We start from the raw sequence: 11,563 nt of genomic DNA on the forward strand, positions 1-11,563 counted from the left end.
GGTCTCCAGAAGTATTTATAGGGGAGGTTTTTTATTCCCTCTCCCGGGGGGAGAGGGGAGATCGCGTTACGATGGCATTGCGATGGACTGCTTCTCTTCGAGCAGTTTTTCCACCACGCCAGGATCGGCAAGCGTTGAGGTATCACCGAGGTTGCTGGTGTCACCGGCTGCGATTTTGCGCAATATGCGGCGCATAATTTTGCCTGAGCGGGTTTTCGGCAGAGAGTCGGTCCAGTGCAGCACGTCCGGCGTGGCAAGCGGGCCAATCTCTTTACGTACCCAGTTGCGCACCTCGGCATACAGCTCTGGTGACGGCTCTTCGCCATGATTCAGCGTGACGTAGGCGTAAATCGCCTGGCCTTTAATGTTGTGTGGGATCCCAACGACGGCGGCTTCGGCGATCTTCGGATGAGATACCAGCGCGGATTCAATCTCCGCGGTACCCAGACGGTGGCCGGAGACGTTCAGCACGTCGTCCACGCGCCCGGTTATCCAGTAATAACCGTCCTCGTCACGCCGGGCGCCGTCACCGCTAAAGTACATATTTTTAAAGGTCGAGAAGTAGGTCTGCTCAAAGCGCTCGTGGTCGCCGAACAGGGTACGCGCCTGGCCCGGCCAGGAATCGGTGATCACCAGATTGCCTTCGGTGGCCCCGTCCAGCGGATTACCTTCGTTATCCACCAGCGCAGGTTGTACGCCGAAGAAAGGTTGAGTTGCTGAACCGGCTTTTAACTGCGTCGCACCCGGCATAGGGGTGATCATAAAGCCGCCGGTTTCGGTCTGCCACCAGGTGTCCATTACCGGACATTTTTCGTTGCCGATTTTCTTCCAGTACCACTCCCAGGCTTCCGGGTTGATGGGCTCGCCAACGGAACCGAGGATGCGCAGCGAAGAGCGGTCAGTGCCTTCAATGGCCTTATCGCCTTCCGCCATTAATGCGCGGATCGCCGTTGGGGCGGTATAGAGAATATTGACCTTGTGTTTGTCGACCACCTGACACATGCGTGCCGGCGTTGGCCAGTTCGGTACGCCTTCAAACATCAGCGTAGTGGCACCACAGGCCAGCGGGCCGTAAAGCAGGTAGCTGTGACCGGTGACCCAGCCTACGTCGGCAGTACACCAGTAAATGTCGCCCGGATGGTAGTCGAATACGTACTTGAAGGTGGTAGCGGCATAGACCAGATAGCCGCCGGTGGTGTGCAGCACGCCTTTCGGTTTGCCGGTTGAGCCGGAGGTGTAAAGAATAAACAGCGGGTCTTCCGCGTTCATCTCTTCCGGCTGATGCTGGTCGCTGGCTTTTTCAATCAGATCGCTCCACCACAGGTCGCGTCCTTCATTCCAGTCGATCTTGCCGCCGGTACGCTTGAGAACGATGACGTTGCTGACGGTTTTCACGTTCGGATTTTTCAGCGCTTCATCGACGTTTTTCTTCAGGGGAATGCCACGGCCAGCGCGCACGCCTTCATCGGCCGTGATCACCAGTTTCGAGCTGGAATCGACAATACGTCCGGCTACCGCTTCCGGTGAGAAGCCGCCAAAAATCACCGAGTGAATCGCACCGATGCGCGCGCAGGCCAGCATGGCTACTGCCGCTTCAGGCACCATTGGCATATAGATAGCCACCACGTCGCCTTTTTTAATGCCCCTTTCCAGCAGAACGTTGGCAAAGCGGCACACGTCGCGGTGCAGTTCTTTATAAGTAATGTGTTTGCTTTGAGAGGCGTCGTCACCCTCCCAGATAATGGCCGTTTCATTACCGCGTTCGGCAAGGTGGCGGTCAAGACAGTTTGCTGCCAGGTTCAGCGTGCCGTCTTCGTACCATTTAATGGAGACGTTGCCGGGCGCAAAGGAGGTGTTCTTCACCTTCTGATAAGGTTTAATCCAGTCAAGAATATGGCCCTGCTCACCCCAGAAGACGTCCGGGCTGGAGACGGATTGCTGATACTTCTCGTGGTACTGCTCCGGGTTTATCAGGCAACGGTCCGCAATGTTTGCGGGAATGTCGTGTTTATGTACTTGGCTCATGGCTTTTTTTCTCCTTGTAAGATGTTAATAATATGTCGCAAAAACGTTAATAGTAGGGGCTTTACAAGCTTTGTTTATTATTTGGGCTACAGATCACGCATTGTTTGAAGAGTATGAAAAATGAGCGAATGAAACTTTGAAGGAAAATAATTCACCGTGCCGATTATTCACAATTTCCATTAAAAAAGCCTTTTTATAACAAAAAGTTATTGATGGGAATTGTGACAAACTCACGTCATGGCCGCTTTTTGCAGCGAAATGTGCCGTTCTTTAAGGCTTGCGCAACATGCCGCGCAAATGATACTCATACGCCGCGTTAAAAAATCCCATAAACCAACGCAACACAATTCATACCCTTTCAGTATGTATCCATATTCATGCAGTTTATGTGAATAGGGCGCTTCATTGAGGAAGTCAGTTTCTATGAAAAACGTTAAAGTCAGCCTGGCCTGGCAAATCTTGCTAGCCCTTGTGCTGGGTATCCTGCTGGGTAGTTACCTGCATTATCACAGCGACAGCCGCGAGTGGCTGATTGCGAACCTGCTCTCCCCGGCAGGAGATATCTTTATTCATCTGATCAAGATGATTGTCGTACCGATTGTTATCTCAACGCTGGTCGTCGGCATTGCCGGTGTGGGGGATGCAAAACAGTTAGGCCGTATCGGCGCGAAGACAATTCTTTATTTCGAAGTGATCACGACGATTGCCATCATTCTGGGCATCACACTGGCGAACGTGTTCCAGCCAGGATCCGGGATCGATATGTCGCAGCTGGCGACGGTGGATATTTCGAAATATCAAAGCACTACCGCTGAAGTACAGAGCCACGCGCATGGCCTGATGGGAACCATCCTTTCGCTGGTGCCGACCAACATCGTGGCTTCCATGGCGAAGGGCGAGATGCTGCCGATCATCTTCTTCTCGGTGTTGTTTGGTCTGGGTCTCTCCTCCCTGCCTGCCACGCACCGTGAACCGCTGGTCACCGTGTTCCGCTCAATTTCTGAAACCATGTTCAAAGTGACTCACATGGTGATGCGCTACGCGCCGGTTGGGGTGTTTGCACTTATCGCGGTAACCGTGGCGAACTTCGGTTTCGCCTCTCTGTGGCCGCTGGCGAAGCTGGTGATTCTGGTTCACTTCGCCATCCTGTTCTTCGCGCTGGTGGTACTGGGAATTGTGGCGCGCCTGTGTGGACTGAGCATCTGGATCCTGATCCGTATTCTCAAAGATGAGTTGATTCTGGCGTACTCCACGGCAAGCTCTGAAAGCGTACTGCCGCGTATTATCGAGAAGATGGAGGCCTACGGCGCGCCGGCATCGATTACCAGCTTTGTGGTGCCAACCGGCTACTCCTTTAACCTGGACGGCTCAACGCTGTACCAGAGTATTGCGGCTATCTTTATTGCTCAGCTGTACGGCATTGACCTGTCTCTGTGGCAGGAGATCGTGCTGGTGCTGACCCTCATGGTGACCTCAAAAGGCATCGCAGGCGTACCTGGCGTCTCCTTTGTCGTCCTGCTGGCCACCCTGGGCAGCGTAGGGATCCCGCTGGAAGGTCTGGCGTTTATCGCCGGTGTCGACCGTATCCTCGACATGGCGCGTACGGCGCTGAACGTGGTGGGTAACGCCCTGGCGGTGCTGGTTATCGCTAAGTGGGAGCACAAATTCGACCGTAAAAAAGCGCTGGCGTATGAACGCGAAGTGCTGGGTCGTTTTGATAAGACCGCAGACCAGTAAAATAAAAAGGCCGGGGTTAACCCGGCCTTTTCGCATTCCCTCTCTGCCAAAAGAGAGGGCCGTGTAAGAGGCTTTACTCCCCACTCAACGCGTCAAATTCTTCACATCCCGTATCAAACCCTTCGGTACAGCTCAGGTTCAGCCAGTAGAGCGCTTTCTGCTTATTCGGCGTTATAAAGCCTTTCTCGCCCTGCTGGAACAGCATTCCGGCCCAGTACTCCGCGTAACCCGTACGCGAAAGGGAGGAGCTGCGTTTGAACCACGACGCGGCTTTGACGTCGTCCTGCGCCACCTCAACGCCGTTGGCATAAATCATCCCCAGCAGCATTTGCGCATCCACCGCGGAGTCGTTGTCGATATCTTCGGTTGCCGTTTGCAGCAGTGCGATGGCCTGTGGGTAGTCAGTTTTCCCTGCCTGGGTGTTGACCAGCACGCGTGCCAGCATAATTGCGCCACGTTTACTGCCGGCGATAGTGGCCTGCTGCGCCAGCGCTTTGGCCTGCGCGTAATCGCCCTGTGTAAACTGGATTTGCGATAACAACGCCATGGCGTCGACATCGCCCCCTTTTGCTGCTTTCTCTGCCCACTGCGCGGCCTGCTTGCTGTCGCCGGAACTGAAGTAGGTATCGGCAAGGTAATACTGGGCGCGGGCGTCACCCGCTTCCGCCTGTTGCTTGTACTGGCTGCCAATCTCATCCGCGTGGACGAGTGACGTAAAAAATAACAACATCAGAAAAATTGATTTCATGGATTCTTATCATCTGGGTACACGCCGCGCAGTATAATCGTCGTCGCAGAAGAAAAAAACGGGCGCGGTAAAGGTGAATGAACATTTCCCGGTGTCCGCCGCGTTTCGTCTCACAATAATGCTTGTGAAAGAGGGCATTAGACGCTCGCAGGGGAGATTCTCTCACTGAATTAAAATACAAAGCCGGGTATTTATTTCGGTGCTAATGACATTATTGCTGCGGGGCAGTGTGCACAATATATATTGATAATATAAATAGCTTATTAAGAAATAAAAAAGGGGTGAATAAGTCACCCCCTTTTATTCATCGATTAATTAACGGCATTAACCCAACGCGCTTTCGCGCAGTCTGGCTTTCAGCTTGCTATATTCGTCAATCACATACTGTTCCGCGGCGTGCTGGTCAGCAATCGGCTCCACGCGTACGGCGCAGTACTTATACTCCGGCGTTTTGGTTATCGGGCTTAAGTTCTCCGTCACCAGTTCGTTGCAGGCACCAATCCACCACTGGTAGGTCATATAGACCGCCCCTTTGTTAGGTCGGTCGCTGACCTGCGCACGGGTAATGATGCGTCCTTTACGCGAGTGCACCCAGATCAGGGCTTCATCTTCAATACCCAGACGCTCTGCGTCAGCGGTGTTGATCTGCGCATAGCCCGGTTCATCCGCCAGTGCCGCCAGCGCAGCGCAGTTACCGGTCATCGAACGACAGGAGTAGTGGCCCACTTCACGCACGGTAGAGAGCACCATCGGATACTCATCGGTGAGTTTATCGATTGGCGCGACCCAGTCGCAGGTGAAGAACTGCGCCAGTCCGTTCGGGGTGTCGAACTTCTCTTTAAAGAGATACGACGTGCCCTGATCGGCCTCTGACTCATCGCGGCACGGCCACTGGATATACCCCAGTTCACCCATTTTCTCATAGGTGGCACCGGTGAAGTCCGGACACAGTTTGCGCAACTCGTCCCAGATTTCCTGGGTGTTGTTGTAGTGCATCGGATAACCCATGCGGGTGGCGATTTCGCTGATGATCTGCCAGTCGGTTTTCAGATCCCACTTCGGCTCCACCGCTTTGAAGAAGCGCTGGAAGCCGCGGTCTGCCGCCGTGTAGACACCTTCATGCTCGCCCCATGACGTTGACGGTAAAATCACATCCGCCGCCGCCGCGGTTTTAGTCATAAAGATGTCCTGGACAATCACCAGTTCGAGATCCTCAAAGCCTTTACGCACCGCTGACAGCTCGGCGTCGGTCTGCAGCGGATCTTCACCCATAATGTAGGCGGCACGCACTTCACCGTGCGCCGCACGGTGCGGCAGCTCGCTGATGCGATACCCGGTATGTTCCGGCAGGCTCTCAACGCCCCAGGCCTTCGCGAATTTCTCACGATTTTCCGGGAATTTAACGTACTGATAGCCCGGATAGGTATCCGGCAGTGCGCCCATGTCACACGCACCCTGCACGTTATTCTGACCACGTACCGGGTTCACGCCCACATGCGGTTTGCCCAGATTTCCGGTCAACATCGCAAGGCTTGTCAGGGAGCGTACGGTTTCCACGCCCTGATAGAACTGGGTGACGCCCATGCCCCACAAAATGGCCGCGGTTTTCGCACCGGCGTACATCCGCGCTGCCTGGCGGATCTCTTGCGCGCTTACGCCGGTTATCGCTTCGACGGACTCCGGCGTGTAGCCTTCGACAATTTTCCGATACTCGTCAAACCCTTCCGTACGGGTCGCGACGAACGCCTGGTCGTAGAGATTCTCCTCAATAATGACGTGGCCCATCGCATTCAACAGCGCGATATTCGAGCCGTTTTTCAGTGCAATGTGCATATCCGCAATACGTGCCGTTTCAATTTTGCGCGGATCGCAGACGATGATTTTCGCCCCATTCTGTTTGGCGCGAATCACGTGGTTCGCGACGATAGGGTGAGAATCCGCCGGGTTATAGCCAAAAATAAACACGAGATCGGTGTTATCTATCTCGTTGATCGCGTTACTCATAGCGCCGTTACCGACCGACTGGTGCAGACCTGCAACCGATGGGCCGTGTCAGACGCGAGCGCAGCAGTCGACGTTATTGGTACCAATAACGGCGCGCGCGAATTTTTGCATTACATAGTTGGTTTCATTACCGGTACCGCGTGAAGAGCCGGTAGTCTGGATCGCATCCGGGCCATACTTGGCTTTGATGGCGCTCAGGCGCGTGGCGACATAATCCAGCGCCTCGCTCCAGGAGACGGCTTCCAGCTTGCCACCGCGCTCGCGGCGGATCATAGGGGTTTTCAGGCGTGGGGTAAGGATTTGGGTATCGTTAATAAAATCCCAGCCGTAGTAGCCTTTCAGGCACAGCGTGCCCTGGTTGGTTTTCCCCTGGGCGGCCTCCGCCCGGACGATTTTGCCGTTATCGACCACCAGGTTGATCTTGCAACCCGAGGCACAATAAGGGCAAACCGTGACGACTTTTTTCATCAGTCTGCTCCAGTTAATCAATGCTTACGCCCCACTATGCAGCTTCTATGCCATGTTTTTATTGTGGGTATCAGCAGACTTTACGGCCAACAGAGGGGCAAAACCCTGACGAAAAACAGCCAATCGTCAAAATTGACGTGTCGAATGGGCAGTGGATGTGACATGGGTTGTAATTCCGTCATGTAAAAGTCAAATTGGCTGGAGCCGACGGCAGAATAGTTCAGACTTAACATAATCCCCTGATGGAAGCATGCGATGAAACCGGCGATTCTGGTGGTTGATGACGATACCGCAGTCTGCGAGCTGCTGCAGGATGTGCTGAGTGAGCACGTCTTTAGCGTGCTCGTCTGCCATAACGGCCAGGACGCGCTGAGTCTGGTTCAGCATGAGCCACACATCGCCCTTGTCCTGCTGGATATGATGCTGCCGGATATCAACGGCCTGCAGGTATTACTGCACCTGCAAAAGCAACGTCCGGAGCTGCCGGTGGTGATGCTGACCGGGCTGGGCAGTGAGTCAGACGTGGTGGTGGGGCTGGAGATGGGGGCCGACGATTATATTGGCAAACCGTTTAACCCGCGCGTGGTGGTTGCCCGGGTTAAAGCCGTGCTTCGCCGGACCGGGGCGCTGGCCGCAGATACCCCGGTGCCACGCGTGGCGGGCGTGACGTTCAATGGCTGGACGCTGGATACTTCCCGCTGTGAACTCAGCGATCCGCAGCGTAACCCTGTACCGTTGACCCAGGGAGAATATGGTCTGCTGCTGGCGCTCACCCAGAACGCCCGGCGGGTGCTCAGCCGGGAACAACTGCTCGAGCTGACGCACAGCGAAAGTGCCGAGGTGTTCGACCGCACAATCGATGTGTTGATCATGCGCCTGCGCCGTAAAATAGAAGCCAACCCGCATCAGCCCGCACTCATTAAAACCGTCCGTGGGCTGGGCTACGTCTTTGCTGCCGATGTGTCTCACAGCGAGAAAGCGGCTTAAATATTCTCTTTAATAAACAGCTGCAGCTCGGCCAGCGTTTTTGCCCCATCAATGGCGTTCGCAGCCAGCAGGCTTGCCCGCGCGCAGGCATGGGCCAGATAAATACTCTCGACCAGCGGCAACGCTTCATGGCAGCCGTATAAGAAGCCTGCGCAGAAGGCATCACCCGCCCCGACGCTGCCGATAATCTCTTCCCGCTCCAGCAACCAGGAGGGGATCCAGCGCCCTTCATCGTCCGGTGTTAACCCCCACGCCCCTTCCGGACAGTGGATCACCACCCGCTGACGCACGCCAGCCGCCAGAAGCTGTGAGGCGGCTTCCGCGATATGGGCAATGTGCGGAGCATCGTTCTCGTCGCGCATCTCCAGCCCGCTAAACTCGCCGGCTTCCAGTTCGTTGATGACCAGATAATCAAGATGGCGCAGGGCAGGGAGGACCAGCGGCTGGTAGCGCGGGTCACCCTTTCGCGAGACCAGATCGAGCGAGGTTTCATACCCCTGATCGCGCATCTGGGCCAGCAGCCGTGCGCTGCGGGTGCCGTACTCGTCATCGGGCATATCCAGGCTGTCGAGCAGTAACAGGTAGCCGAGATGGAAAATCTTCATTGCGCCGTCGAGGCGGTCGAAGGCGGGCAGATCCAGAAGACGGTTGGCGCCCGGGGAGTGGAAAAAAGTGCGCTGCCCGCTGGGGTCGGTCATAACCTGCGACATAGAGGTTGGCGCAAAGGTCGTGCGCTGCACCCGCTGGCGGTTGACGTGATACTGATCGAGCATCGCCAGGATGTAATCGCCGTCGCTATCTTCGCCAATCAGGCCGACGGCCTGCAGCGGCAGGCCAACGTGCATTTTGGCCAGCGTCAGCAGGACGTTCAGCGGCGCACCGCCGGTTGAACGTTCGCTGTGGGTAATCTCCGCCAGCCAGCCGCGCTCCGGCCATTGCACAATCTGGTGGACGTGATCCACCAGCATATTGCCGGCGGCGATAATCCCTTTACGTTCCATTATGCCTGCCCCGCGCTGCCAAAGATGCGCATTTGCGCGGCGACCGTATCGGTAATCGCCTCTTCTATACCCAGCAACAGTTCTGCAAATTCATCGTACAGAGGCTGACGTTTTGCCATCCGTTGCTCAACGGCGGAAAGCGCGGCCTGTGACATGCCAGTATAAAAGTTGATTTTATGGATCCCCAGTTCGATGGCGCGACGAAAATCGGCATCGCTGATGCCGGAGCCGCCGTGTAAGACCAACGGCAGGCCGGTCTGCTGGCGAATAGCGTCCAGACGAGGGAAATCGAGTTTTGGCTCGCCTTTGTATTTACCGTGCGCGTTGCCAATGGCGACCGCCAGCGCATCAATGCCGGTGGCATCGACAAACTCGCGCGCCCGCAGCGGGTCCGTAAACAACGCTTCATCCGCATGGCCATACAACGCGCCACCTTCGTCACCGCCTACCGCACCCAGTTCCGCTTCTACCGATACGCCAACCGCGTGGCACATCTTCACCACCTCCCGCGTCTGGCGAATGTTTTCTTCATAGCTCAGGGTGGAGCCATCAAACATCACGGAGCTGAAGCCTACGCGCAGCGCACGTACCACCGCCTCGAAATGCAGGCCGTGATCGAGGTTGAGCACCACCGGAATATCATGACGGGCGGCTTCAAACCTGACTGCTTCGACCAGCGACTCCAGGGAGACATACTTAAAGTGGACTTCCGCAATATTAATGATAAACGGCGAGCGTTCCTGTTTCGCGGCAGCAAACAGCGCGCGCAAAAAATGGGAGTCGAGAACGTTAAACGCGCCGAGCGCGTAGCGGTGTTTCCTGGCGTGCTCAAGACCGTCGGCAAGAGAAATCAATGGCATTATTTACTCCTTATTTCCGAAACAGGTTGTACTCGTTGCACAACACCAGCACCGCCGGTTCGTCTTCTTCGATATTGTTATAGCGGGCAATGGGCTGTAAAAAATGGTTATCGTGTTCATCGTCATTCACCGATGACACTTCCCCCACCAGTACGTCGCCAAAACCGCGTTCGCCCCAGAAACTGTGGTACAGGCCGGGGGTGAGGCAGATGCTGTCCCCGGGTTGCAGGCGTAACTGACTGCCGGGCGCGTGGGTTTGCAGACAGCCGTCGAGGGTAACGGTCACGTCGGTATTTTCAGGTTCTTGATGTGCATCGGCATTCCATAACTCGACGATCAGGTTTCCGCCGCCACGGTTGATGATGTCTTCCCGTTTACGCCAGTGAAAATGCATGGGCGTCACCTGACCATCCCGGACGTGCATGATTTTTTCGGCATAGCACTTTTCATAGGGCACGCCGTTCGGTGAGCCATTGCGCAGGGTAAAGAGCGTTAGCCCGTGTGCGGCAAAATGGTCGCCGCCGAATGCCGTTACGTCCCAGCCAAGCCTGAGATCAAACACTTCCTGCCAGGCGGCCGGATCAAGCTGCTGCCATTTCGTCGGCGGAAAACTGGCAAAGGGAGGGAGATGCACATCGTGCATGGAGAAGAACTGCCGCGTGTGGCCAAGGATTTCATTGATTTCGGAGCGTTTCATGGGGCCCCCAGGACGCTATGTCAGGCCTCACCCCAACTCTCCCGCGAAGAGAAGATCAGGGTGAGGGCATCAAACCGCACTACTTCACTTCACTGTCCACCCCTTATAGGATCCGACGTTCTTTTTATCGATCATCGTCACCGGGATCAGCACAGGCTCTTTAGGCGCAGGTTTGCCCTGCAGAATGTCATAGCCGATCTCAACCGCTTTTGCCGCCATTACCTGCGGATCCTGAGCCGGCGTCGCGACAAACAGGGAGTTCTCACGCTTAAGCGCTTCTTCGCCGTCCGGGCTGCCGTCTACGCCAACGATAAAGAATTCATTGCGTTGGGCCTGTTTTGCCGCCAGATCGGCACCGATCGCCGTCGGATCGTTAATCGCGAACACGCCGTCGATCTTCGGATTGGCCGCCAGCAGTGAGGTCATCACTTCCAGACCGCCTTCACGGCTACCTTTGGCGTTCTGGTTATCAGAGAGCACCTTGATATCCGGATGTTTTTTGAACTCGGTCTGGCAGCCTTCGACGCGGTTTTGCACCGCGGACACTGGCGGCCCGTTGATGATGACCACGTTGCCTTTGCCTTTCAGGCGATCAGTAATGTATTTACAGGCCATTTCCCCCGCCTGGGTGTTATCGGAGGTGATGGTGGCATCCGCCCCTTCCGCCGCGACGTCAACCGCGACAACCACGATCCCGGCCTCTTTCGCGCGTTTAACCGCCGGGCCGATCCCTTTGGAATCCGCAGCGTTAAGGATGATCATGTCCACTTTGGCCGCAATAAAGTTGTCGATCTGCGCTACCTGCTGGCCGAGATCGTAACCGCTGGAGACCAGCGTCACTTTGACGTTATCCCCCGCCAGTTTGCGCGCTTCCAGCTCGGCACCTTTGGTGATCTGCACGAAGAATGGGTTGGCCAGGTCGCCCACCGTCACGCCGATGGACTTCAGATCTTTCGCCTGCGCAAACGGCGTTGCGGCAAGCAGCGCGCCAGCACAGAGCGCGGTCACTAACGGTTTCAAACGCATCTTCTCTTCC

The 11,563-nt window shown here is 55.7% G+C and carries 9 protein-coding genes; 2 read left to right on the top strand and 7 right to left on the bottom strand.

The genetic code is table 11. The annotated features are described in order from the left end of the window. Positions 1-66 precede the first annotated feature (66 nt). Positions 67-2,025 carry an acetate--CoA ligase gene (gene acs, locus JTA15_RS19235; protein WP_020882831.1) on the bottom strand — a complete coding sequence of 653 codons (1,959 nt, stop codon included), beginning with the start codon at positions 2,023-2,025 and terminating at the stop codon, positions 67-69. 423 nt (positions 2,026-2,448) lie between these two features. Here acs and gltP point away from each other — a divergent pair, with 423 nt between their 5' ends. After that, complete coding sequence (gene gltP / locus JTA15_RS19240; RefSeq protein ID WP_013095082.1) at positions 2,449-3,762, top strand: glutamate/aspartate:proton symporter GltP; 1,314 nt, start codon at positions 2,449-2,451, stop codon at positions 3,760-3,762. A gap of 73 nt (positions 3,763-3,835) precedes the next feature. On the opposite strand, the gene JTA15_RS19245 is transcribed toward gltP, so the two are convergent. Both JTA15_RS19245 and fdhF read right to left on the bottom strand, forming a co-directional pair. Further along, complete coding sequence (locus JTA15_RS19245) at positions 3,836-4,510, bottom strand: tetratricopeptide repeat protein (RefSeq protein WP_014168236.1); 675 nt, start codon at positions 4,508-4,510, stop codon at positions 3,836-3,838. A 324-nt stretch (positions 4,511-4,834) separates the two neighbouring features. Beyond that, positions 4,835-6,982, bottom strand: a complete 2,148-nt coding sequence (gene fdhF, locus JTA15_RS19250; RefSeq protein WP_078774721.1) for a formate dehydrogenase subunit alpha — start codon at positions 6,980-6,982, stop codon at positions 4,835-4,837. 255 nt (positions 6,983-7,237) lie between these two features. Between fdhF and JTA15_RS19255 the strand changes: the two genes are divergently transcribed. Beyond that, on the top strand, positions 7,238-7,969 hold the full coding sequence (locus tag JTA15_RS19255) for a response regulator (RefSeq protein ID WP_014168239.1): 732 nt from the start codon (positions 7,238-7,240) through the stop codon (positions 7,967-7,969). Here the strand turns inward: JTA15_RS19255 and JTA15_RS19260 are convergent. From JTA15_RS19260 to JTA15_RS19275, 4 genes are all read right to left on the bottom strand, one after another. Next, a complete protein-coding gene (locus JTA15_RS19260; RefSeq protein ID WP_086462941.1) occupies positions 7,966-8,973 on the bottom strand; it encodes a carbohydrate kinase family protein in 1,008 nt (335 codons plus the stop codon). The two genes, JTA15_RS19255 and JTA15_RS19260, sit on opposite strands and share 4 nt — an antisense overlap. Beyond that, positions 8,970-9,830 carry a ketose 1,6-bisphosphate aldolase gene (locus JTA15_RS19265; protein ID WP_025206378.1) on the bottom strand — a complete coding sequence of 287 codons (861 nt, stop codon included), beginning with the start codon at positions 9,828-9,830 and terminating at the stop codon, positions 8,970-8,972. The genes JTA15_RS19260 and JTA15_RS19265 overlap by 4 nt, the downstream gene beginning before the upstream one ends. Positions 9,831-9,840: 10 nt before the next feature. Further along, positions 9,841-10,527, bottom strand: coding sequence for a D-lyxose/D-mannose family sugar isomerase (locus JTA15_RS19270; RefSeq protein ID WP_219372604.1), 687 nt, complete (start codon positions 10,525-10,527; stop codon positions 9,841-9,843). Between the two features lie 84 nt (positions 10,528-10,611). Next, positions 10,612-11,553, bottom strand: a complete 942-nt coding sequence (locus tag JTA15_RS19275) for an ABC transporter substrate-binding protein (protein WP_014168243.1) — start codon at positions 11,551-11,553, stop codon at positions 10,612-10,614. Between the last annotated feature and the right edge of the window lie 10 nt (positions 11,554-11,563).

Origin of the sequence: Enterobacter sp. BIDMC 29, from assembly GCF_019378755.1 — a bacterium.
Taxonomy (GTDB): Bacteria; Pseudomonadota; Gammaproteobacteria; order Enterobacterales; family Enterobacteriaceae; genus Enterobacter; species Enterobacter ludwigii.

Coding starts and splice junctions, on each gene's coding strand:
- acs (WP_020882831.1), bottom strand. CDS start 2,025: ATGAGCCAAGTACATAAACACGACATTCCCGCAAACATTGCGGACCGT.
- gltP (WP_013095082.1), top strand. CDS start 2,449: ATGAAAAACGTTAAAGTCAGCCTGGCCTGGCAAATCTTGCTAGCCCTT.
- JTA15_RS19245 (WP_014168236.1), bottom strand. CDS start 4,510: ATGAAATCAATTTTTCTGATGTTGTTATTTTTTACGTCACTCGTCCAC.
- JTA15_RS19255 (WP_014168239.1), top strand. CDS start 7,238: ATGAAACCGGCGATTCTGGTGGTTGATGACGATACCGCAGTCTGCGAG.
- JTA15_RS19265 (WP_025206378.1), bottom strand. CDS start 9,830: ATGCCATTGATTTCTCTTGCCGACGGTCTTGAGCACGCCAGGAAACAC.
- JTA15_RS19270 (WP_219372604.1), bottom strand. CDS start 10,527: ATGAAACGCTCCGAAATCAATGAAATCCTTGGCCACACGCGGCAGTTC.
- JTA15_RS19275 (WP_014168243.1), bottom strand. CDS start 11,553: ATGCGTTTGAAACCGTTAGTGACCGCGCTCTGTGCTGGCGCGCTGCTT.